General features: G+C 60.4%; 20 protein-coding genes. 16 read left to right on the top strand and 4 right to left on the bottom strand.

Annotated features, from left to right (window positions below; genetic code table 11):
* Window positions 1-39 precede the first annotated feature (39 nt).
* The 4 genes from hmgA to AC0JZ4_RS22180 are packed head-to-tail and all read left to right on the top strand — an operon-like array spanning window position 40 to window position 4416.
* The gene (hmgA, locus tag AC0JZ4_RS22195; protein WP_471888640.1) at window positions 40-1398 is read left to right on the top strand and encodes a homogentisate 1,2-dioxygenase; all 1359 of its coding nucleotides are present in this window, start codon (window positions 40-42) and stop codon (window positions 1396-1398) included.
* A complete protein-coding gene (maiA, locus tag AC0JZ4_RS22190; protein WP_471888639.1) occupies window positions 1398-2027 on the top strand; it encodes a maleylacetoacetate isomerase in 630 nt (209 codons plus the stop codon). The genes hmgA and maiA overlap by 1 nt, the downstream gene beginning before the upstream one ends.
* Before the next feature lie 16 nt (window positions 2028-2043).
* Complete coding sequence (fahA, locus tag AC0JZ4_RS22185; RefSeq protein ID WP_471888638.1) at window positions 2044-3288, top strand: fumarylacetoacetase; 1245 nt, start codon at window positions 2044-2046, stop codon at window positions 3286-3288.
* A gap of 3 nt (window positions 3289-3291) precedes the next feature.
* Window positions 3292-4416, top strand: a complete 1125-nt coding sequence (locus AC0JZ4_RS22180) for a zinc-binding dehydrogenase (protein ID WP_471888637.1) — start codon at window positions 3292-3294, stop codon at window positions 4414-4416.
* Window positions 4417-4426: 10 nt separating this feature from the next.
* Here the strand turns inward: AC0JZ4_RS22180 and AC0JZ4_RS22175 are convergent, their stop codons facing one another.
* From AC0JZ4_RS22175 to AC0JZ4_RS22160, 4 genes are all read right to left on the bottom strand, one after another.
* Window positions 4427-4924, bottom strand: coding sequence for a MarR family winged helix-turn-helix transcriptional regulator (locus AC0JZ4_RS22175; protein ID WP_471889065.1), 498 nt, complete (start codon window positions 4922-4924; stop codon window positions 4427-4429).
* A gap of 91 nt (window positions 4925-5015) precedes the next feature.
* Window positions 5016-6479 (bottom strand): aldehyde dehydrogenase family protein, encoded by a 1464-nt coding sequence (locus AC0JZ4_RS22170; protein WP_471888636.1) that lies wholly within the window; start codon window positions 6477-6479, stop codon window positions 5016-5018.
* A gap of 580 nt (window positions 6480-7059) precedes the next feature.
* Window positions 7060-7713 (bottom strand): metallophosphoesterase, encoded by a 654-nt coding sequence (locus AC0JZ4_RS22165; protein ID WP_471888635.1) that lies wholly within the window; start codon window positions 7711-7713, stop codon window positions 7060-7062.
* A 7-nt stretch (window positions 7714-7720) separates the two neighbouring features.
* Window positions 7721-8125, bottom strand: coding sequence for a GNAT family N-acetyltransferase (locus AC0JZ4_RS22160; RefSeq protein ID WP_471889064.1), 405 nt, complete (start codon window positions 8123-8125; stop codon window positions 7721-7723).
* A gap of 217 nt (window positions 8126-8342) precedes the next feature.
* Here AC0JZ4_RS22160 and AC0JZ4_RS22155 point away from each other — a divergent pair, with 217 nt between their 5' ends.
* The 12 genes from AC0JZ4_RS22155 to AC0JZ4_RS22100 all read left to right on the top strand — a co-directional run bounded on the left by AC0JZ4_RS22155 (window position 8343) and on the right by AC0JZ4_RS22100 (window position 22362).
* Window positions 8343-9224, top strand: a complete 882-nt coding sequence (locus tag AC0JZ4_RS22155; RefSeq protein WP_471888634.1) for a LysR substrate-binding domain-containing protein — start codon at window positions 8343-8345, stop codon at window positions 9222-9224.
* Window positions 9225-9548: 324 nt separating this feature from the next.
* Window positions 9549-9848 carry a hypothetical protein gene (locus AC0JZ4_RS22150; RefSeq protein WP_471888633.1) on the top strand — a complete coding sequence of 100 codons (300 nt, stop codon included), beginning with the start codon at window positions 9549-9551 and terminating at the stop codon, window positions 9846-9848.
* 12 nt (window positions 9849-9860) lie between these two features.
* On the top strand, window positions 9861-10448 hold the full coding sequence (locus AC0JZ4_RS22145; protein WP_471888632.1) for an ANTAR domain-containing response regulator: 588 nt from the start codon (window positions 9861-9863) through the stop codon (window positions 10446-10448).
* 37 nt (window positions 10449-10485) lie between these two features.
* Window positions 10486-11775: a CmpA/NrtA family ABC transporter substrate-binding protein gene (locus AC0JZ4_RS22140; RefSeq protein WP_471888631.1), complete on the top strand. Its 1290-nt coding sequence runs from the start codon at window positions 10486-10488 to the stop codon at window positions 11773-11775.
* A gap of 349 nt (window positions 11776-12124) precedes the next feature.
* Entirely contained in the window at window positions 12125-13423 is a 1299-nt protein-coding gene (locus AC0JZ4_RS22135; RefSeq protein WP_471888630.1) for a CmpA/NrtA family ABC transporter substrate-binding protein, read from the top strand.
* 61 nt (window positions 13424-13484) lie between these two features.
* A complete protein-coding gene (gene ntrB / locus AC0JZ4_RS22130; protein ID WP_471888629.1) occupies window positions 13485-14381 on the top strand; it encodes a nitrate ABC transporter permease in 897 nt (298 codons plus the stop codon).
* 11 nt (window positions 14382-14392) lie between these two features.
* The gene (locus AC0JZ4_RS22125) at window positions 14393-15190 is read left to right on the top strand and encodes an ABC transporter ATP-binding protein (protein ID WP_471888628.1); all 798 of its coding nucleotides are present in this window, start codon (window positions 14393-14395) and stop codon (window positions 15188-15190) included.
* Window positions 15191-15195: 5 nt separating this feature from the next.
* Window positions 15196-17646 (top strand): nitrite reductase large subunit NirB, encoded by a 2451-nt coding sequence (gene nirB / locus AC0JZ4_RS22120; RefSeq protein WP_471888627.1) that lies wholly within the window; start codon window positions 15196-15198, stop codon window positions 17644-17646.
* Window positions 17647-17651: 5 nt separating this feature from the next.
* Window positions 17652-17990, top strand: a complete 339-nt coding sequence (nirD, locus tag AC0JZ4_RS22115) for a nitrite reductase small subunit NirD (RefSeq protein ID WP_471888626.1) — start codon at window positions 17652-17654, stop codon at window positions 17988-17990.
* 7 nt (window positions 17991-17997) lie between these two features.
* Window positions 17998-20655: a nitrate reductase gene (locus AC0JZ4_RS22110; protein ID WP_471888625.1), complete on the top strand. Its 2658-nt coding sequence runs from the start codon at window positions 17998-18000 to the stop codon at window positions 20653-20655.
* A complete protein-coding gene (cysG, locus tag AC0JZ4_RS22105) occupies window positions 20627-22084 on the top strand; it encodes a siroheme synthase CysG (RefSeq protein WP_471888624.1) in 1458 nt (485 codons plus the stop codon). The genes AC0JZ4_RS22110 and cysG overlap by 29 nt, the downstream gene beginning before the upstream one ends.
* Window positions 22085-22143: 59 nt before the next feature.
* Window positions 22144-22362, top strand: coding sequence for a hypothetical protein (locus AC0JZ4_RS22100; RefSeq protein ID WP_471888623.1), 219 nt, complete (start codon window positions 22144-22146; stop codon window positions 22360-22362).
* Window positions 22363-22558 lie beyond the last annotated feature (196 nt).

The following is a 22558-nucleotide window of genomic DNA, read 5'->3' as shown; positions in this document are numbered from 1 at the left end:
CCTGCCCCGGTGACGAATGGCTCTTTCAGGGAGGTGGAAATGAACATTCAGACGACGCGCACCGTTCAGGTTCAGCCGGACACGCGAACCAGTCACCCCGGTTACATGCCAGGCTTCGGCAACGATTTCGAAACGGAAGCTCTTGCGGGCGCTCTGCCGCAAGGACAGAACTCGCCGCAGAAATGCAATTACGGCCTCTATGCCGAACAGCTTTCCGGCACCGCCTTCACTGCGCCGCGCGCCCAGAACGAACGGACCTGGTGTTACCGCATCCGCCCGAGCGTCAAGCATGCGACGAATTTCGAGAAGATCGAGGTGCCTTTCTGGAAGTCGGCGCCGCACATCCTGAAGGACGTCATAAGCCTCGGCCAGTATCGCTGGGATCCGGTGCCCCACACGACCGAGGAACTGACCTGGATCACCGGCATGCGGACGGTGACGACCGCTGGCGACGTCAACACCCAGTCGGGCATGGCGACCCACATCTATCTCGTGACCAAGTCGATGGAGGACGAGTATTTCTATTCGGCCGATGGCGAGCTTCTCGTCGTGCCGCAGGAGGGGCGGCTGCGTTTCTTCACCGAACTCGGTATCATCGACGTCGAGCCGAAGGAGATCGCCCTTCTGCCGCGCGGCCTGGTCTACCGCGTCGAGGTTCTTGAAGGCCCCTGCCGTGGCTTTGTCTGTGAAAACTACGGCCAGAAATTCGAGCTTCCCAATCGCGGACCGATCGGCGCAAACTGCCTGGCGAACTCCCGCGACTTCAAGACGCCGGTGGCGGCCTTCGAAGATCGGGATGCTCCATCGACCGTGACGCTCAAATGGTGCGGCCAGTTTCACCGCACCCGCATCGGCCATAGCCCCCTCGATGTCGTGGCCTGGCACGGAAACTACCATCCTTTCAAGTATGACCTTCGCACCTACAGCCCGGTCGGCGCGATCCTGTTCGATCATCCAGATCCTTCCATCTTCACGGTATTGACCGCGCCCTCCGGCCAGGAAGGCACGGCAAACATCGATTTCGTGCTGTTTCGCGATCGCTGGATGGTGGCGGAGCACAGTTTTCGACCGCCCTGGTACCACAAGAACGTCATGTCCGAGATGATGGGCAACATCTACGGCATATACGATGCCAAGCCGCAGGGTTTCGTGCCGGGCGGAATGTCGTTGCACAACTGCATGCTGCCGCACGGCCCGGATCGCGACGCCTTCGAGGGCGCGTCCAACAGCGAGCTGAAAGCGGAAAAGCTCGAAGAGACGATGAGTTTCATGTTCGAGACCCGTTTTCCGCAGCACCTCACCGAATGGGCGGCGCTTTCTGCCCCCATTCAGGACGACTACGTCGAATGCTGGCAAAGCCTCGAGAAGAAGTTCGACGGCACGCCTGGGATCAAGTGATGAAACTCTATGGCTACTGGCGGTCGACGACATCCTACCGCGTCCGCATCGCACTCGGAATCAAGGGCCTGTCATGGCAAAGCGTGCCGGTAAATCTTCTCAAGGGCGAACAGACCAGCTCCGCCTATGCGCAGATCAACCCTTCGCTCGGCGTTCCGGCGCTTGTGTGCGACGATGGTGAGGTGATCACGCAGTCCATGGCGATCCTGGAGTGGCTGGAGGAAGGCTGGCCGGATCCGCCGATCCTGCCGCAGGCGGCGCTGGCGAGAGCCAGGGTGCGAGCGGCCGCACTCGCGATTGCGACGGACATTCATCCGGTAAACAACATGAGGGTGATCGACGAGCTCAAGCAGTCCGGCTTCACGCAGGAAAAGACGGTAGACTGGATGCGCCTTTGGATGAGACGCGGCCTGGCCTCTTTCGACGCCCTCATCCGGCAGGATTGCGATTTCTGCTTCGGTGACCGACCGGGGCTTGCAGACATCTGCCTCGTGCCGCAGCTCTACAACGCCCATCGCTTCAACCTCGACCTTGCCGATTTCCCGAGACTGCGGGACATCGAGCAACGCTGCCTCGAACTGCCGGCGTTTCGCGATGCGGCACCCGAGCAGCAGATCGACGCAGCCTGAGGGATCACACGAATCCATGACAAAGATCATCAAGTCGTGGGTGGAAACGGCAAACGACCCGCTTTGCCCGTTCCCGCTCAACAACCTGCCCTGCGGCGTTTTCTCGATCGCCGGCGAGCCACCCCGCTGTGGCGTTGCCATCGGCTCCTTCGTACTGGATGTCGCAGCGCTTGAAGCCGCCGGAGAGCTGGATTTCGGCGGCTCTCTGCTCAGCGGCAAGTGGAACGGGTTCATGGCACTCGGGCCATCGGCATGGCGACAACTGCGAACCTGGCTGCTGTCTTGCCTCGGCGAGGCAACCCGCAATGAAGCCGTTGCCCGACACCTGTTCCGCCTTTCGGATGTGACGTTGCACATGCCGTTTGACGTGGCCGAGTACACCGATTTCTATGCCAGCCGCCATCACGCCACGAATGTCGGCACGATGTTCCGCGGCGCCGAAAACGCCCTTCCCCCGAATTGGCAGCACATCCCCATCGGCTACAATGGCCGGGCATCGTCCGTCGTCGTGTCGGGAACCGGCATCAGCCGCCCTTGGGGGCAGATCAAGTCGCCAAACGAGACAATGCCACGTCTGGCGCCTTCGGCACGATTCGACATCGAGCTGGAACTTGGAGCCGTGGTCGGCACCCCATCGAAGGCGCCTCTCTCCGTCGAGGCCGCACATGAGGCGATCTTCGGTTATGTCCTTCTGAACGACTGGAGCGCGCGCGACATCCAGGCGTGGGAATACCAGCCTCTTGGCCCTTTCCAGTCCAAGGCAACGGCGACGACCATCAGCCCATGGATCGTCACGGCGCTCGCGCTCGAACCGTTCCTCATTCCCGTTTCTGCGCCCGAATTTCCGCTTCTCCCGCACCTGCGGGAGCGGACGCCGACGCTTTACGATATCGACCTCGAAGTCGGCATTACGCCGGCGAGCGGGCGGGAAACCGTCATCTGCCGGACGAACTATCGCGAAATGTATTATTCGTCGGCACAGCAACTGGCGCATCACACCACCTGCGGATGCCCGATGCGCACGGGAGACCTTCTTGGCTCGGGAACGATTTCCGGCCCCAACAGGGAAAACCGCGGATCGCTACTGGAAATGTCCTGGGGCGGCAAGGAACCGATCACACTCGACGACGGCTCGACGAGAAGTTTCATCGAAGACGGCGACCTGCTGGTCCTGCGTGGAGAGGCGCGGGGCGAAGGATACCGTATCGGCTTCGGGGAATGCTGCGGCACGGTGCTGCCTGCCAGGCCCTGGGGAGAATGACCCATGGGTTTCCAGGCTGCCGTCATGGACATTCAGGGCAAGCAGGCGCCGTTTACAACGAGCAGGCCCTTTTCGATAGAGGAGATCGATCTTGACCCGCCGGGCGTCGGCGAGGTTCTCGTCGAAATCAAGGCGGCCGGCCTTTGCCATTCCGACCTGACCACCGTCGAGGGCATGCGGCCCCGGCGGCTTCCCGTCGTCGGCGGCCACGAAGGCGCCGGCGTCGTGGTCGAGATCGGGACCCGCGTGACGGGTCTCATGCCGGGCGACCACGTGGTTCTGACGGCCGCGGCCGGATGCGGCGCCTGTCCGACCTGTGACGGAGGCCGGCCGATCCTTTGCGAGGAAATCCCGCGGACCCGGTTGCAGGGAGAGCTTCCGACAGGAGCGCGCCGCTTCCGGCGCAATGGGGAGCCTCTCTACCACTACAGCGGTGTCTCTTCCTTTTCGCAATACACGGTGGTGGGAGCGCAAAGTGCAGTCAAGATAGACAAGGTCTACCCGCTCGATGTGGCGGCTCTTTTCGGATGCGCCGTGATAACCGGTGCAGGCGCGGTTCTCAATGCCGCACAATCGAAGGTCGGCTCGCGGATCGCCGTCATCGGCCTCGGCGGCGTCGGCCTAAACGCGGTGATGGCGGCCAAGTCGATCGGCTGCTCCGTCATCATTGGTCTCGACATCAATCCGGACAAGCTCGCGATCGCCCGTCAGGTTGGATGTACCCACGTGTTCGATGCAAGCGATGCCGAGTGTGTTCCGGCAGTCAGGGACCTGACCGGGGGTGGCGTCGACATCGTGATCGAGCTGTCGGGCAGGCAGGCGGGGATAGACAGGGCGTTCAAGTTGACCCGCCGGGGTGGCGAAATCGTCTGCGTCGGCATCGCGGGCTACGGCACCCGCTATCAATATCCCCATGGCTCTCTCGTAGGCGACGAGAAGGTATTGAGGGGATCGCTGCTCGGCAGCGGCAATCCGCAGACGGATATTCCCGAATATCTGCGCCTCTATGGCGACGGCCGGCTTCCGGTCGATCGCCTTATCAGCGACCGCATCCCTCTCATTGAGATCAACGCCGCACTGGATCGCTTGAAAGGCGGAAACGCCTTGCGCCAGGTCATCATTCCGTGAAAAAATCCGGCTATCGGGCGTTCTTCACCATCCGAGTGAGCAAAGTCTCGCTGGCTTTGGACGACGCGATGGTTTCGATTGCGGCGAGCCCCTGTTCGAGACTGGCCAGGCCCTTCTTGGTCAAAAGCTCCCGCAGTGCTCCGTCGTAGGCGAGCGCGATCTTTGCAAGTTCGCGGTAGCTCGAAAGCCCTGATTGCGTCAGTTGCAGATACTCCAGCCGCCGGTCGTCGCCACTCTGGGCGCGGTTCAGCCAGCGCCGGTCCTCAAGCGCTTTGACGGCCCGACTGACCTTGGTCTTGTGCATGCCCGAATGCTGACCGATTTCGGTGGCCGTTATTCGCCCGAGCGCGCCGAGTGCGGCAAGTGCCCGCCATTCGGGCCGCGTCATGCCATACCGCTCCCGATACTCGCGCGCAAAGCTCAGGCTGACCCATTCCGCCGCCCGATTGATACGGTAGGGAAGAAAGTCCTCGAGGTTGAAGGCAATCTGCTCGTTCCTGTGCAGCATTGATATGCCGCCCTCCAGATAGTTATAAACGTAACCAATGATAGGCGGCAGCACTCCCCAAATCAACAGGGAGGCTGCAGTGATGACCGGCTCAGGCCAGGCCAACCGTCTTGCGCCGCAGATACTCGTCCAGACCCGGTCGCCCGCCCTCATAGCCAATACCGCTGCGCTTGTATCCGCCAAAAGGAGCCCCTGCATTGCGGCGGCTTGAATCGTTGACGTAGACGGTGCCGCTTTTCAGCTGTGCGGTGACACGCAGCGCGCGGCGCAAGTCCTCGGTATGCACGTAGTTCGACAGGCCGAAGTCCGTATCGTTGGCGGCAGCGATTGCCGCATCCTCGTCAGAAAAGCGGCAGAGCGTCATGACCGGGCCGAAGATCTCTTCCGTGAGCAGCGGACTGCCGGCGGGCGCCTCTTCGAACAGGGTCGGCTCCACGTAATAGCCGCCGGCAAGCGTATCGGAGAGCGGTGGAACGCCTCCTCCCGCCAGCAGCCTGCCCGCACCGTCCTCGACCACCCGATCGACGAAGCCGAGGACGCGGTCGCGGGCCGCCCCGGTGACAAGGGGCCCCATTGTCGTATTGCGTTCGACGGGATGGCCGACAACGACCTTTCCAACGGCCTCCATAATGGCGGTGCGATAAGTCTCGTAGACATTCTCGTGGACATATATCCGCGAACCGAAGGTGCAGGACTGTCCGGCATTGGCCAGCCCGCCCATGGCCACCTTCACCGCACTTGCGATATCCGCATCCTCGAAGACGAGATGTGACGATTTTCCGCCCAACTCAAAGCAGAAGGGTTTGACCAGCAGAGCGCCTGTGCGCATCATTGCGGTGGCAGCCTTCAGACCGCCGGTGAACGATATCTTCTCCACGCCGGGATGGGCGACCAGCGCCTCACCCGCCTCGATCGCGCCCTGCACGATATTCACGACGCCCGGCGGAATGCCCGCTTCGAGGCAGGCACGGGCAAAAAGCTGAGGTGTGTACGGGGTGAGTTCGGAAGGCTTTACCACGACCGTGTTCCCAGCGGCCAGTGCTGCCGGCACCTTCATGGTCAGCGACAGCAGCGGCGAATTCCAGGTAAGGATGATGCCGACCACGCCGTAGGGTTCGAGCCGCGTATATTCCAGGCGGCCGGCATCGCTGCTGGCCGTTATGTCTCCGCCCACCTTGTCCGCCCAGCCCTGATAGGTGCGGATCCACTCGACGGCGAACCGGTGCCGCACATCGAACCCCTGCCACGGCATGCCCATCTCCGCCGCGGCCAGCGCACGGAACTGCGGCTCCCATTCCTCGATAAGGTCGGCAAGGCGCGCAAGGCGCTGGCGGCGCTCGATCGGCCCCAGTGCCTCCCAGACATGCTGCGCCCGCTGCGCCGCGGCCACCGCGTCATCGATTTCGCTCTTCCCGCCCAGCACGACGGAGCCGTTGACGGCACCGGTTGCCGGGTCGAAATGCTCGATTTCCCCGCAGCTTCCCGCGCTGAGGAAACCGCCATCGATGAAGATCTCGTTCCTGTAAGTAAAGCTGCTCCGGTCGGAAATCGTCATTAGTGTCCTCCTGTGGTCTTTCGCCAGCATTGCGCACGCCAGCATGCAACTGTCTCCATCGTAACGGTCACATTTGTAACTATCAAATCGCGATTTTCATATCATCCGCAGGCGTTGCCCACGCGTTCAGCAGTCCTGTCGCGGCCAGTGGCGTTGCGAGCACGGCGCGGACCAGAAAGAGCACTAACAGCAGTTGGATCGCACCAAGGTTGCGGCAACTCCGCCCGGCAGACGATAGGCCGCAATGAACAGAGCCGCCCAGAACTCGGGAAGATTGCGAACATCGATGATTGCGAGGCGTCCCAGCCACGCGATCGGCGGCAACAGCCATGTTCACTGCAGCATTCCTGAGCGATATGGCCGCCACCGGAGCTACCCTCCTCCGCGCGACCGATTGCGCACGGATAAACTACGAAATATGGGGCAATAGCGGACCCCAGCCGCCAACAGCCGGCGCTTCGGCCTGATCACGTGTTGTCGACCTCCGCAAAATGAACGACGACGCTCTCAGCCTGTACTCGCACGACTGCGTAACCGGATGCTTCGAAGCTGACGGGCGCATATCCTTGTGTCGTGAAGTCTAGCGCGATCTGATGGCTTGTCCCCCGGACCCCAGAGAACGGCCATTTCCGCCACGACCCCGCGATATTGCGATGCAAGTGGCCAAAAAAAGGTGACGAATGGTGGCATTCGATCGCTCCAGCACAGCAGCAAGCGCATCGACATTCTGCAGGCGAATGCGATCCATTCGACCTAATCCAACTGAAAGTGGCGGATGATGCAGGAACAGGAAGACTGCTCCGGAGCAATCTGCGATCTTTTCGCCAAGCCACTCCAGTCGCCGTTCGCACAGGCGGCCCTCCGGTTTGCCAACGTCATGTGTATCGAGCAGGACCAGCCTACCCATTGACGTATCGATTACCTGCTGGACGAAACCGTGTTGGTCGGCTGGAGCAGAAGGGAAAGCCTCCCGAAAAGTGCCACGGTCATCGTGGTTGCCGATCATCAAGTGGACCGGCATTGGGAGGTGGGAAAGGATACGCGCTGCTTCGGTGTAGCTCAGCGGATCACCATCATGAGTGAGGTCACCGCTGACGATGCAGAAGGCTGCGTCACCATGCTCGCGTGCGATATGGGAGACGCACGAGGCCAAGCGTTCATCGGGTCGTAGACCGTGCAGATTCTGACCAGATGGAACAAGGTGAAGATCGGACAGATGTATGAATTTCAGCATCTGACACCTACGGAGCGCTCGGCAGTCGTTTGCTCAAGATGACGCTCCGATAGTTCGTATGCGACCACTGTGCGTGTTCGATGAACCGATATCCTAGACGCTGGTACCATTCCACGAGGTGTATGGCAGGCTCGGCGGTATCGAGTGCGAGCTCCATCGCTCCCCGAGCAATCGCCAGTCCCTCGACCCTGCGGAGAAGCTGCAAGCCGATCCCTCGCGCCTGAATTTCTGGATCGACAGCAAATTGTCCAATCGATGCGACCTCAGCTCGGTCATACCATCGGCAACCATGCGTGCCGGCTGGATCACGGAAAAGGATTGTGCCGCATATCCTGCCATCAAGCTCGGCGACAAGACACGTACCCTGCCCCACACGTTCACGGGTCACGGCTTCAGATTGATGGGTTGCCATGTAGCGCAACCCCATATGCGCAAGGCGACTGTAAGCGGCGTGAAGCAGCGTCGTGAGGTCCGACAGGGAGTCGGACGGTTGCAGGACGCGAATGAGAGGTTGTTCAGTTGCAGACAAGAGATGCACCAAAATTATTCGTTATGTCTCCTCGTGGTGCCGCTCTTTACGTCGGGGGACAATCGAATTAGTCTCCACAATCTGTCAGGAAAACTCACGAATGAGACGCGACGTCCCTCCCTTAAACGCGGTCAAGGCGTTCGAATGCGCCGGGAGATTGGGGGCGTTCGGCGGTGCTGCAATCGAGCTCGGCGTGACACACGGCGCGATCAGCCGCCAGATCGGCATTCTCGAAAAATGGCTTGGGGTACGGCTGTTTACAAAGAACGGTCGAGGAGTAGCGTTGACGACGGAAGGTCGGCTATTTCTGGCCGAGGCAACGAAACTTATGGAAGGGCTGAGCGTCGCGGCCGAAAATCTTACCAAGCGGAACGGACCGTTCTTGCTTAGGGTAAATGCACCGCAGACCTTTGCCATGCGATGGCTTATCCCGCGTCTACCAGCTTTTTCCGCGCTCCACCCGGAGATTGAGGTTCGTCTATCTGCCTCCATTGCTCCAGTCGAGACGATCGCGGATCCCTTCGACATAGTGATCCGGCGGGGTTCGATCAGCGCCAACAGTACACCCTTTCTGACTGAGACCTGCGTTCCGGTGGCAAGCCCGTCTCTTCTCGCTCGACATCCGGTCAGGGCGGTTCGTGATTTCGAAGCGCACACACTCCTTCATGCAGAGTCCGTCGCCCATCTCTGGTCTGACTGGCTTAAACTGGCTGGGTACCCTGACTTGCGCAGTCGTGCTCAACTGCGGTTCGAACCCCTTTACCACTCACTCCAGGCAGCGATCGACGGTGTTGGAATTGCCATGGGTCCAAGCGCGCTGGTGGCAGCCGACGTCGCTGCTGGAAGGTTGGTCCCGCTGTTCCCGGCCACCCCGCTTACGATGACGGATTTTTATCTTCTGACCGTGCCAGGCCATGATCCGGGGCGGCGAAGGCAGGCGTTTCGAAGATGGATCGAAAATGAAGGAGCGCACACGAAGTGACGCACCGGGTCTGTTACATTTTTCTCTGACGCTTCCCCGAACAGATCCCCTTTAGGAATGCTCGACGACGCTGTGTGTACCTAGAATGGGGATCGAAATGTTTGTGGGGCATGGACCGCGGCTAATACCGAGCGACATTTCGAGTTAGCTTCATTTTTCCGCTCTTGATGACAGTTGAACCGTCATCCCGCCTATAGTCTGCCTACAGAACGGGCAAGCGCCTACGACTAGTTCGTTGCGGACGGGCCATTGACTTGAAGGACTAGCGGTAGAACGGTTTGGCACACCGATTGCGTCTTCTCTACGATAAAAGAGGGGACGAACTTGCAGCCGCACTTGCTATTTATCTGCATTGCCATCGGCTTCAGTTGGCCGGGCTTCGTGCTGATCTTTGCGACCGAACCGAGCATGCGTCCATCGTATGCGGTGCAGTCGACAGTCGCGACAAGTATTTTCCTGGGCTCGCTTGGCTTCGCGTTTGTTGACCGCAGTATACCGATAGGCATCACGCTGGCGTGTAGTGGAATGGCAATCGCATTTCTGCTGCACCAGCGCCTTTCCCCGGCTTGGTCAACGTTGATTGCTGCTGCATGCTTTGCCGCGCATCTGAACGGCGCGTTGTAGTAAAAGACGGCAATGGCAAAATCCGATCTGACAATTCTGGTTATAGATGAAAACGCCATCCGCGCCTCGATCATCGAGGAAGGCCTGAACGACGCTGGCCACCGCAATGTCACGGTCATTCATGAGGTCAATGGCGTTGCCCGCATCATCGAGACGCAACAGCCTGACGTCATCATCATCGACATCGAAAACCCGAACCGGGATATGATGGAACATCTCTTCCAGCTGACCCGCACCGTCAGTCGGCCGATCGCGATGTTCGTGGATCGCTCCGACACCGCCTTGATCGAGTCTGCCATGGAGGCCGGCGTCTCCGCTTATGTCGTCGACGGCCTCAAGAAGGAGCGCGTCAAATCCATTCTCGACATGGCGGTCAGCCGCTTTAACGCCTTCAGCCGGCTACGGGGGGAACTGGCGGAAGCGAAATCCGCACTGGAAGAGCGCAAGGTCATCGAGCGCGCCAAAGGCATTCTCATGAAGATGCGCGGACTTTCGGAAGAAGACGCTTTCACCCTGCTGCGCCAGACCGCCATGAATGAAAAGAAGAAGATATCCGAAATCGCCCAAAGCGTCGTGACGGCAGCAGGGCTGTTGATGTGAGGGGTTTAATCCGGAGCAGGATCCGGAGGAAACCGGAGTGAACATGATGACGACCGGCCAAACCGAAAACAAGTTAGCCGCCCCCAGCCATGTGACAGGCGAAGGGCCGAAGACGCTGCGCGCAGGCTTCATCCCGCTCGTTGACGCATCCGTTCTGATTGCAGCTGCAGAATTCGGTTTCGCAGCGAAGGAGGGATTGGCGATCGATCTGGTCAAGGATGTATCCTGGGCCAATGTGCGCGATCGGCTCGCCTTTCGCCAATTCGATATCGCCCATATGCTGTCGCCGATGCCGGTCGCTTCCATGCTTGGTCTCGGTTCCAATCCATCGCCGACGATAACGCCTTTCTCTCTGGGGCGTGGCGGAAACGCCATCACGCTTTCCACGCGACTGTTCGATCGTATGCGTCAGATCAGCGGCATCGCAGAGAATGCCAACGCGCTCGACAATGCCAATGCCCTGGCAAAAACACTGCAATGGATGAAGGAACGAGGAGAGCAGCTCCCGACCTTCGGGATGACCTACCCGTTCTCATCCCATAATTACGAATTCCGATACTGGCTTGCTGCAGGCGGCATAGATCCCGACCACGATGTGCGTCTCGTTGTCGTCCCGCCACCGCTGACATCCGACGCGCTGGAAGCCGGCGCCATAGATGGTTTTTGCGTCGGAGCGCCGTGGAACATGGTCGCGTCTGAACGTGGCGTCGGCCGCATCGTCGCAGCCAAGCAGGATATCTGGCCGGCCGCGCCGGAAAAGGTCATCGCCATGCGACCCGAATGGGCGCAAGAAAACGCAGATACCGTCTCACGCCTGATTGTTGCGCTCGATGCCGCGGCGCGCTGGTGCGACCGTCCGGAAAACCATGACGCTCTTGCTGAGGCCCTGGCAGACACACGCTATATCGCCGCTCCTGTATCGATCATCCGTCATGTGCTTGCCGGGGAATTCGGTCTCGACAACAAGGGCAACAGGCGCGTGATCCCCGATTACTTCCAGTTCCATCGCGACTTTGCCAACTATCCGAAACCCGGACACGCGCTCTGGATCTATAGCCAGATGCTGCGCTGGAACCAGACGGGCTTCAGCAGCGAAAATCTACAGGCCGCCGCCAGCGCCTACCGCCCGGATCTTTATCGCGCGGCACTGGGCACCGGGCCGGCCGGAGACGACATTACTGTCGAGGGGCGATCCTCGGACAATCGCTTCATGGACGGTGTGGTTTTCGATCCTGATGATATCCAGACCTATGTAGAAAGTTTCTCGGTTCGCGGAGCGCAGCCACATTCAGTCGACAAGCCGCAAATCGACGACACCTTGTCCTGAATTCCATATGTGTGCCTGATTGCTCTGCCTTAAATTTGGCAATCGCACAAAAGATGCGCAGAGCCAAATCGAGCAGCCGCTTCGTTGGAAATGGCCGTTGATAGATTTTATTGAAGCAATTCAATTGCTCTTGCCTGAAAACTTAAAATGGCACGCTGATTGCTTCTTAAGTTCCGCACCGGTCAACGGCGACCGCTGCGGATGAGCGCGCGATAGGCGCTCGCAATAGACACCGACGTCGCAAGGTTTTTGCTGTCCGGAATTTCTTCCGGCAGACGCAAACTCCGAGCGGCGTTTTTTTGTGCCCGAAATCCAAGATCACGAACCGATAAAACCAAGGGGAACGCACATGACCAAGATTTCGACACCGGGCTTCAGCCGTCGAATGCTTCTCAAAACCAGTGCCACGACGGCGCTGGTTGCAGCAGTCAAGACAGCATTCCCATCCGGCGCTTTTGCTGCCGCAGCCGGTCCCGAAGTTCCGGGCGCCAAGTTGGGCTTCATTGCGCTCACCGATGCGGCGCCGTTGATCATCGCCGCTGAAAAAGGTCTGTTTGCCAAACACGGCATGCCGGATGTCGAGGTCGGAAAACAGGCATCCTGGGGTGCGACACGCGACAATCTCGTACTCGGCGGCGCGGCCAATGGCATCGACGGCGCGCATATCCTTTCGCCGATGCCGTATCTCATGCACACGGGCAAGGTGACGCAGAACAGCAAGCCGGTACCGATGGCGCTGATTGCCCGCCTCAACCTCGACAGTCAGGGCATCTCGGTTGCGAAGGAATATGCGGAGACCGGCGTTCAGCTCGACGCATCGAAGCTGAAGGAGGCCTTTGCGAAAAAGAAGGCGGCCGGCAACGAGGTGAAGGTTGCGATGACCTTCCCCGGCGGTACGCATGACCTGTGGCTGCGCTACTGGCTTGCCGCCGGCGGCATCGATCCCAACACCGACGTCTCGACCATTGTAGTGCCGCCGCCGCAGATGGTCGCCAACATGAAGGTCGGCAACATGGACGCCTTCTGTGTCGGCGAGCCGTGGAACGAACAACTCGTCAACCAGGGCATCGGCTTCACCGCCTGTACCACCGGGGAACTGTGGAAGGGTCATCCGGAAAAGGCGCTCGGCATGCGCGCCGACTGGGTGGAAAAGAACCCGAATGCCGCCAAGGCCATCCTGATGGCGGTCATGGAAGCGCAGCAATGGTGCGAGGACATGGCCAACAAGGAGGAGATGTCCGAACTGCTCGGCAAGCGCCAGTGGCTGAACGCGCCGGCAAAGGACGTGCTCGGCCGTCTGAAAGGCGACATCAACTACGGCAATGGCCGTGACGTGAAGGCGACCGGACTTCAAATGAAGTTCTGGAAGGACGGAGCCTCCTATCCGTTCAAAAGTCACGACAGCTGGTTCATGGCCGAGAATATCCGCTGGGGCACGTTTGCTCCCGATACCGACATCAAGGCGATCGTCGATCAGGTCAACCGCGAGGATCTCTGGCGCGAGGCGGCAAAGGATCTGGGTGTGGCTGCAACCGATATTCCGGCCTCCAGTTCGCGCGGCAAGGAGACTTTCTTCGACGGCAAGGTTTTCGACCCGGAAGACCCGTCCGCGTACCTCAAGAGCCTGACCATCAAGGCCGCGAGCTGATTTCCCCACCTCCGGCGCGTTGACGCGCCGGCTTTTTCTTCACGTCTTATGGAGCGCGCCAATGTCCGCCCTAGCAAAACAAGAGAAGCTTTCCGCGGTGGTCCAGACCGCCATACCGCAAGCCAACGTCGTGCCGTTTTCCGGCAGGCAGACTGCTAAATACGATGTCGGACGCATCGCCGCAGCTATAACCCGCAGCGTTTTGCCACCACTCGTCGTACTGGTGATCATGCTTGGCGTCTGGCAGGTCCTCTGTTCGTCGCCCGATGCCTCGCTGCCCTCGCCTGTTCAGGTCTGGACCGACGCCCGCGATCTGATCGTCGATCCGTTCTTCCACAACGGTTCGCAGGATATCGGTCTCGGCTGGCGGGTTCTCGTCTCGCTGGAGCGCGTCGCCTACGGCTTCGGTCTGGCGGCGATTGCCGGTGTGATTGTCGGCGCCATCATCGGCCAGTCCGTATGGGCGATGCGCGGGCTTGATCCGATCTTTCAGGTGTTGCGAACCGTACCGCCGCTCGCCTGGTTGCCACTGTCGCTTGCCGCCTTCCAGAACGCCAATCCGTCGGCGATTTTCGTGATCTTCATCACCTCGATCTGGCCGATCATCATCAACACCGCCGTTGGCGTGCGCAACATCCCGCAGGATTACCGCAACGTCGCTCAGGTGCTCAGGCTCAACCAGTTCGAGTTCTTCTTCAAGATCATGCTGCCTTCGGCCGCACCTTACATCTTCACCGGCCTCCGCATCGGCGTCGGCCTGTCCTGGCTTGCCATCGTCGCCGCCGAAATGCTGACCGGCGGCGTCGGTATCGGCTTCTTCATCTGGGATGCGTGGAACTCGTCGCGCCTCTCCGACATCATCGTTGCGCTCGTCTATATCGGCGTCGTCGGCTTCGCCCTCGACAAGCTGGTGGCAGCGCTTGGCAAACTGATCACCCGCGGCGCGGCTGCGAACTGAGGAGAGTTTCCATGAACGCCTATCTGAAACTCGACCATGTCGACAAGAATTTCGACCGCGGAGGAGTGCGCACCGAAGTCCTCAAAGGGATAAACCTGACGATCACCAAGGGCGAATTCGTCTCGATCATCGGCCATTCCGGCTGCGGAAAATCGACGCTGTTGAACCTGATCGCCGGGCTGACGCCGGTCTCGACGGGCGCCGTGCTTCTGGAGAACCGAGAAGTCAACGCGCCGGGGCCGGAGCGTGCCGTCGTCTTCCAGAACCACTCGCTGCTTCCCTGGCTGACGGTCTACGAAAACGTCAATCTCGCCGTTTCCAAGGTTTTCAGCTCGACCAAAAGCAGGGCCGAACGCCACGACTGGGTAATGGCCAATCTCGATCTCGTGCAGATGGCGCATGCCAAGGATAAAAGGCCGTCGGAAATTTCCGGCGGCATGAAGCAGCGTGTCGGTATCGCCCGTGCGCTGTCGATGGAACCGAAGATCCTGCTGCTCGATGAACCATTCGGCGCACTCGACGCACTGACGCGTGCACATCTGCAGGACGCGGTAATGGAGATCCATTCGCGCCTCGGCAACACGATGGTGATGATTACGCATGACGTCGACGAAGCCGTGCTTCTGTCCGAGCGTATTGTGATGATGACCAACGGTCCCGCCGCCCATATCGGCGAGGTGCTCGACGTGCCGATAACAAGGCCACGCAACCGCATCGAGCTTGCCTCCGACCGAACTTATCTGAAATGCCGCGAGGCCGTCCTGAAATTCCTCTACGAACGCCACCGCTTCGTCGAAGCCGCGGAGTAACGACCATGACTCAGAAACTCGTCATCATCGGCAATGGCATGGCACCGGGACGCATGCTTGAACACCTGTTCGAACAGGCTCCCGGACAATACCAAGTCACCATCTTCAACGCGGAACCGCGCGTCAATTACGACCGCATCATGCTCTCCCCCGTGCTTTCGGGCGAAAAGACCTATGAGCAGATCGTCATCCACGGCGATGGATGGTACATCGAAAACGGCATCACGCTCTACAAGGGGCATCGCATTGTTGCGATTGATCGCGCCGCCAAAACCGTGACCTCGGATCAGGGCATCACGGAAAGCTACGACAAGCTGGTGATTGCCACCGGCTCCGCGCCCTTCATTATCCCTGTTCCCGGCAAGAACCTTCCGGGCGTCATCAGCTACCGCGATCTCGATGATGTCGAGGCCATGCTGCTGGCCGCGCAGTCCCGCGAGAAGGCAGTGGTCATCGGTGGCGGCTTGCTGGGGCTGGAAGCAGCGGCTGGTCTTGCCCAGCGCGGCATGGATGTGACGGTGTTGCATGTCAATCCGACGCTAATGGAGCGGCAGCTTGATCCCGCAGCCGGTTATCTACTGCAAAGGGCAGTGGAAGACCGCGGCATCAAGGTTATCTGCAAGGCCAATACCAAGGCCGTGATCGGCGACGGAAAGGTAGAGGGCGTCGAGCTGGACGACGGCCGTATCATTCCGGCGACGCTGGTGGTCATGGCGGTCGGCATTCGCCCGAATATCGGGCTTGCGAAAGAGGCGGGTCTCGCCGTCAATCGCGGCATCGTCGTCGATGCCGGCATGCAGACGTCGGACGGTGACATCTATTCGGTCGGCGAATGCGCCGAGGTGGACGGGATGGTCTATGGCCTTGTCGCGCCGCTTTATGAGATGGCGCGTGTCGCCGCCGCACATCTGGCAGGCGACAGCAAACCCGCCTTCGTGCATTCCGACACGCCGACGAAACTCAAGGTAACCGGCATCGATCTTTATTCGCTCGGCGATTTTGCCGATGCCGACGACCGGCAGGAAATCGTGCTGCGCGATGCCACGGCCGGCATCTACAAGCGCCTTGTGCTGAAGGACAACCGCATCATCGGCACCGTGCTTTATGGTGAAACCGGCGATGGCGCATGGTTCAACGACCTGAAAAAAAAGGCCGTCGACATTTCCGACATGCGCGACACGCTGATCTTCGGCCAGGCCTATCAGGGGGGCGCCCCACTGGACCCTATGGCGGCCGTTGCAGCATTGCCGGATGATGCGGAAATCTGCGGCTGCAACGGCGTATGCAAGGGCAAGATCACCTCGACGATCACGGCCAAGGGCCTGACCTCGCTGGACGAGGTGCGTGCCCATACCAAGGCGTCCGCCTCCTGCGGCACCTGCACCGGCCTTGTCGAGCAGCTGATGGGCCTGACACTGGGGGATGCCTATAACCCGAAGGCGGTGCAGCCGATGTGCCCCTGCACCGAACTCGGTCACGATGACGTACGCCGCCTTATCAAGGCCATGGGTCTGAAGACCATCCCGGCAGTGATGCAGGAACTGGAATGGAAGACCTCCTGCGGCTGTGCCAAGTGCCGACCGGCGCTCAACTATTATCTCGTCTGCGACTGGCCGGACGAATATGCCGACGATTACCAGTCGCGTTTCATCAACGAGCGTGTGCACGCCAATATCCAGAAGGACGGCACCTATTCGGTCGTGCCACGCATGTGGGGCGGCGTCACCAATGCCGCCGAGCTGCGCGCCATTGCCGACGTTGTCGATAAGTTCGAAATCCCGATGGTCAAGGTGACCGGCGGCCAGCGCATCGATCTTTTGGGCATCGAGAAGGAAGACCTGCCGGCCGTCTGGGCCGATCTCGGCAAGGCTGGCTTCGTGTCGGGACAGGCCTATGCCAAGGGCTTGCGCACGGTCAAGACCTGCGTCGGCTCCGACTGGTGCCGGTTCGGCACGCAGGATTCCACCGGGCTGGGTATCCGGCTGGAGAAATTCATGTGGGGTTCGTGGACGCCGGCGAAGCTGAAACTCGCAGTCTCAGGCTGTCCGCGCAACTGCGCCGAAGCAACCTGCAAGGATATCGGCGTGATCTGCGTCGACAGCGGTTTCGAGATCCATTTCGCCGGGGCTGCCGGTCTCGACATCAAGGGTACCGAGGTTCTGGGGCTGGTGAAGACCGAGGATGAAGCGCTCGAACATATCGTGGCGCTGGCCCAGATGTACCGCGAACAGGGCCGTTATCTGGAACGCATCTACAAATGGGCCAAACGCATCGGCCTCGACGAGATCCGCCGGCAGATCATGACGGATGAGGAAAAGCGCCGGGGTTATTACGAGCGCTTCGTTTTCAGCCAGAAATTTGCCCAGGTCGATCCTTGGTCCGAACGTGTGTCCGGCAAGGACAAGCACGAGTTCAAGCCGATGGCGACGGTCGGTTTCAATCAGGCGGCCGAGTAGAGGAGATGGACATGAACTGGTATCCGATCGGCGATATTTCCGACATTCCACTTCTCGGTGCGCGTTGCGTGAAGACGCCGCATATGAAGATCGCGGTCTTTCGCACCGATGAGCATACGGTGCATGCGATCGAGAACCGCTGCCCCCACAAGGGAGGACCGTTGTCGGAAGGCATCGTGCACGGCACGGCCGTGACCTGCCCCATGCATAGCTGGGTCATATCGCTAGAGACCGGCAGGGCGCTTGGTGCCGATGAGGGTGAGGTGCGGGTGATCCCAATCCGCAACGAGGACGGCCAGCTGTTCATCGCGTTGGAAAACGTGATGCTGGAAGCCGCGGAGTAAGGCGCCCATGTCCGTCGAGACGAAAACCACCTGTCCCTATTGCGGCGTCGGCTGCGGCGTCGTTGCTGCAGTGGCGGACACCGGTGCTGTAACGGTGAAGGGCGATCCGGAACATCCGGCCAATTATGGTCGGCTCTGTTCCAAGGGCTCGGCTCTGGCTGAGACGATCGACCTCGACGGGCGGGTGCTTTACCCGGAAATCGGCGGCCAGCGGGATGGTTGGGACCGGGCTCTAGACCTCGTGGCGCAACGCTTCTCGCAAGCAATCGCCGAGCATGGGCTGGATTCCGTTGCATTTTATGTCTCCGGCCAGTTGCTCACCGAAGACTATTACGTCGCCAACAAGCTGATGAAGGGATTTATCGGCTCGGCCAATATCGACACCAATTCCCGGCTCTGCATGGCCTCTTCTGTTGCAGGTCATCGCCGCGCCTTCGGTGCCGACACGGTGCCGGGTACCTATGAGGACCTGGAACTCGCCGATCTCGTTATCCTGACCGGATCGAACCTCGCATGGTGTCACCCGGTTCTCTACCAGCGGCTGGCCGCAGCAAAGGCCGAGCGGCCGGAGATGAAGATCGTCGTCATCGATCCGCGCCGGACGATGGCCTGCGACATTGCCGACCTGCATCTGGCGATAAAGCCGGATGGCGATGTGGCGCTGTTCATGGGGCTGCTTGCTCATCTCGCCGGAACAGGCGCGGTCGACGCCGCTTATGTGGCTGCCCATACGCAGGGTTTCGATGAGGCTGTCGCCGTGGCCGCCGGGGTATCGGAAACGGTACTGACGATGCGCACAGGCCTTTCGGCCCATGAGCTGCAGCGTTTTTTCCGCATGTTCGAGGAAACGCCAAAAACCGTCACCTGCTACAGTCAGGGCGTCAATCAGTCGTCTTCCGGCACGGACAAGGTCAATGCCATCATCAACTGCCATCTTGCCACCGGTCGCATCGGCCGGCCGGGCATGGGGCCGTTCTCGCTGACCGGCCAGCCGAACGCCATGGGCGGCCGCGAAGTGGGCGGGCTCGCCAACATGCTCGCTGCCCATATGGCAATAGAGAGCGAAAGCGACCGAGAGTGCGTGCAACGCTTCTGGACCTCGCCGATCATGGCGGCGAAACCCGGCCCTAAAGCGGTCGACATGTTCAAGGCGGTTGCAGACGGACGCATCAAGGCGCTGTGGATCATGGCGACCAACCCGGTCGTCTCCATGCCGGATGCCGATTTCGTCGAGGCTGCGATCAAGGCCTGCCCTTTCGTTGTCGTTTCCGACGTCCTGCGCCACACCGACACGACGCGCCATGCGCACGTGCTTCTGCCTTCGCTCGGATGGGGTGAAAAGGACGGGACGGTCACCAATTCAGAGCGGCGGATTTCCCGGCAACGCGGCTTTCTGCCGCCACCCGGCGAAGCCCGCGCGGACTGGTGGCAGATGGCGGAGGTCGCCCGCCGAATGGGTTTCGGAGGGTTCGACTACGCCTCGCCAGCCCAGATTTTTGCCGAACACGCAGCTCTTTCGGCTTTCGAAAACGACGGTCGTCGCGATTTCGATATCGGCGCCTATAGCGATATCGATGATACCGCCTACAACAGGCTTGTACCGTTTCAATGGCCCCAGCCTGTCGGCGCGGTCAGGCAAGTGAGCCGCTTTTTTGCCGACGGCGGCTTCTACCATCCCGACAGCAAGGCGCGCTTCATCGCCATAGAAGCTCCCGCAACGACCGCGCGCACCAGCGCCCGATATCCGTTGACGCTCAATACCGGTCGCATCCGTGACCATTGGCATACGATGACGCGAACCGGCAAAAGCGCCCGGCTCTCAAGCCATATCGCCGAACCTTTCGCCGAATTTCATCCCCGCGACGCCATGGAGCTCGGCCTTTCTCCGGCTGATCTGGTCGAACTCGAAAGTCCTTCCGGCACGGTGATCACCCGTGTACTGATCAGCGAGCGGCAGGCATCCGGAAGTGTTTTCGTGCCGATGCACTGGAACGACCAGTTCGCCGCCAAGGCGCGGATCGACGCACTCGTGCCGCCGCTGACCGACCCGGTCTCAGGCCAGCCGGCTGCAAAAAACGTGGCGATTGCAGCACGTCGGTTTCCGGCGAGTGTTTACGGCTTTGTCGTGTCAGCCGCAAAGCCCTCCATGCCCGCGATCGATTACTGGGCGATCGCGAAAGCAGATGGCGGATGGCGCACCGAGCTGGCATTTCGGGAGATGGTCGAGGACTGGACAGACTGGTGCCGCGATACTTTCGGTATTTCCACCGATGTCGAGCCGCTCGGTTATGCCGACGGACAGTCCGGGGAGCAGCGGCTTGCCTTCTTCGACGGCGACAAGCTGGTGGCCGCCATTTTCCTCGCCCGCCAGCCCGTGGCGGTTGCACGCAACTGGGCGATCGGTCAGCTGCAGGCTCCCCATTCCGACCTGCGCAAACGCTTTGCCATTATCGCCGGTCGGCCCGGCGCGGATCAGCCCGATCCCGGTGCCACCGTCTGTTCCTGTTATTCGATCGGCGTCAATCGCATCGTCGCCGCCATTCGAGGCGGTTGCCACAGCGTCGAAGCCGTCGGCAAAGAGACCAATGCCGGAACCAATTGCGGCTCCTGCCGCGCTGAAATCAGGGGGATCATCGATGGATGTCTTGCAGCAGCCGCGGAATGATGCGCCGGCCAGAATAGCGCCGCTGGCGAAACTGCCCGTCTTCTGGGCGCTGGAAGGCCGGCGCGTCATCATTGCCGGCGGATCGGATGCCGCCGCCTGGAAAGCCGAACTGCTCGCAGCCTGTGGGGCGCAAGTGAACGTCTATTCGGACGAGCTCTCCGATACGTTCCAAAGACTGATATCGCGGGGCACGGACCATCCGCAGGGCTGCTTCGTGCACCACGACGCACTCTGGACGACCGGAGCCTTCACGGGCGCAACACTGGCCATCGGCGACTGTGAAGACGATGCCGAAGCGCAAGCCTTCTTCGACGCGGCGCGCGCGGCCGGCGTGCCGGTGAACGTCATCGACAAACCGGCTTTCTGCCAGTTCCAGTTCGGCTCGATCGTCAACCGCTCGCCCGTCGTCGTGTCGATCTCGACGGACGGCGCAGCACCGATCCTGGCCCAGACTATCCGGAGAAAGATCGAAACGCTGCTGCCGCTTTCCCTGAAAGGTTGGGCGGAGTTGGCTCAACGACTGCGTGAAACGATCAACGATCGGCTTGCGGCTGGTACGCAGCGGCGGACCTTCTGGGAACGGTTTGTGGACCGCGCCTTCCAGGCGCCGGCTGATGCGGAAAGCGAGGCCATCCTTCTTGAAGAAGCCGCGCACGTTGCGACATCCGCGCAGGACCACGGCCGTGTGACGCTTGTCGGCGCCGGCCCGGGTGACGCTGAACTGCTGACGCTGAAGGCCGTCCGCGCCCTGCAGGCTGCCGATGTCATTCTGTTCGACGACCTTGTCTCAGACGAGGTGCTGGAACTTTCGCGCCGCGAAGCCAAGCGCATGCTGGTGGGTAAACGGGGCGGTCGCGAAAGCTGCCGACAGGAGGACATCAATTCGATGATGCTGACGCTGGCAAAAGCCGGCAAGCGTGTGGTGCGGCTCAAATCCGGCGACCCGATGATATTCGGCCGTGCCGGCGAGGAAATCGCCTGTCTCGAAGAAGCCGGGATCGCAGTAGACGTGGTGCCGGGCATTACCGCCGCAAGCGCAATGGCCTCCCAGCTCGGCATATCGCTGACCCATCGCGATCATGCGCAGTCGGTTCGGTTCGTCACCGGACATTCACGCCAGGGCACATTGCCCGACAATCTCGACTGGACGGGCCTCGCCGACCCGAAGACAACAACGATCTACTACATGGCAGGGCGCACGGCCGGAATACTTTCGGGCAGGCTGATCGCTGCGGGGCTCCCCCCGGACACACCGGCGACAATCGTCCAGTCCCTGACGCGAAGAGGAGAAAGGCGATGGTCAGGCAGCTTGAGCAAACTGGGCGAAGCAATGTGTGATGTCGGATTTGATCAGCCCGTTCTTGTCGGCGTAGGCGCCGTGTTCCACAGTCGGATGAGAGCCGCGGATTTTCTGGCCGCCTTGCCATGAGCTTTGGAGCATAATCGAACTCACGACCAGAAAAATGATAAAGCCGGAGGACGGATTGATTGGAAGGCATCCCCTGCCCAGTCTTCGTGATCTTGCCGGACACGGATCACAAAAGTGCTTCTGTCCCCGTCGATGCTATGGATTACGAGGTGCGCTTTGAAGGGGTGGATCCTGACAGGTGGATAAATCTGAAGGCGTTAGCCCGCCATCAGTGGGTTTACGGCGATGCGTTCGAGCAACGCGAAGAGCTCGCCATGATACCGTTTGACAACCAGTGATCCAAACATGCGGCTGCCTTCTTCTTCTGCTATGGAAACGAGATCCTCTTCCACGTGGACCGATGGCGAAGTTTGTCAAACCGATAATGGGCGCGCTCTGCAGCTTCTGAAAACATCCGAACCCCAAGACAAGTTCAGGGTTCCCCCTACCCCTCTGATAGAATGAACGTGCACAGATCCGTAGGTATGCCGATGT

This window comes from [Rhizobium] kunmingense, from assembly GCF_977018605.1.
The sequence above is the reverse complement of the archived record's forward strand: the minus strand, read 5'-3'. Positions and strand labels throughout refer to the sequence as shown.

Bases quoted from the DNA above. Each gene is read 5' to 3' on its own strand.
- hmgA (WP_471888640.1), top strand. From the start codon at position 40: ATGAACATTCAGACGACGCGCACCGTTCAGGTTCAGCCGGACACGCGA.
- AC0JZ4_RS22155 (WP_471888634.1), top strand. From the start codon at position 8,343: ATGAGACGCGACGTCCCTCCCTTAAACGCGGTCAAGGCGTTCGAATGC.
- AC0JZ4_RS22135 (WP_471888630.1), top strand. From the start codon at position 12,125: ATGACCAAGATTTCGACACCGGGCTTCAGCCGTCGAATGCTTCTCAAA.
- AC0JZ4_RS22145 (WP_471888632.1), top strand. From the start codon at position 9,861: ATGGCAAAATCCGATCTGACAATTCTGGTTATAGATGAAAACGCCATC.
- AC0JZ4_RS22180 (WP_471888637.1), top strand. From the start codon at position 3,292: ATGGGTTTCCAGGCTGCCGTCATGGACATTCAGGGCAAGCAGGCGCCG.
- cysG (WP_471888624.1), top strand. From the start codon at position 20,627: ATGGATGTCTTGCAGCAGCCGCGGAATGATGCGCCGGCCAGAATAGCG.
- AC0JZ4_RS22165 (WP_471888635.1), bottom strand. From the start codon at position 7,713: ATGCTGAAATTCATACATCTGTCCGATCTTCACCTTGTTCCATCTGGT.
- AC0JZ4_RS22110 (WP_471888625.1), top strand. From the start codon at position 17,998: ATGTCCGTCGAGACGAAAACCACCTGTCCCTATTGCGGCGTCGGCTGC.
- AC0JZ4_RS22160 (WP_471889064.1), bottom strand. From the start codon at position 8,125: ATGGCAACCCATCAATCTGAAGCCGTGACCCGTGAACGTGTGGGGCAG.
- AC0JZ4_RS22125 (WP_471888628.1), top strand. From the start codon at position 14,393: ATGAACGCCTATCTGAAACTCGACCATGTCGACAAGAATTTCGACCGC.
- fahA (WP_471888638.1), top strand. From the start codon at position 2,044: ATGACAAAGATCATCAAGTCGTGGGTGGAAACGGCAAACGACCCGCTT.
- nirB (WP_471888627.1), top strand. From the start codon at position 15,196: ATGACTCAGAAACTCGTCATCATCGGCAATGGCATGGCACCGGGACGC.
- maiA (WP_471888639.1), top strand. From the start codon at position 1,398: ATGAAACTCTATGGCTACTGGCGGTCGACGACATCCTACCGCGTCCGC.
- ntrB (WP_471888629.1), top strand. From the start codon at position 13,485: ATGTCCGCCCTAGCAAAACAAGAGAAGCTTTCCGCGGTGGTCCAGACC.
- AC0JZ4_RS22175 (WP_471889065.1), bottom strand. From the start codon at position 4,924: ATGCTGCACAGGAACGAGCAGATTGCCTTCAACCTCGAGGACTTTCTT.
- nirD (WP_471888626.1), top strand. From the start codon at position 17,652: ATGGACATGAACTGGTATCCGATCGGCGATATTTCCGACATTCCACTT.
- AC0JZ4_RS22170 (WP_471888636.1), bottom strand. From the start codon at position 6,479: ATGACGATTTCCGACCGGAGCAGCTTTACTTACAGGAACGAGATCTTC.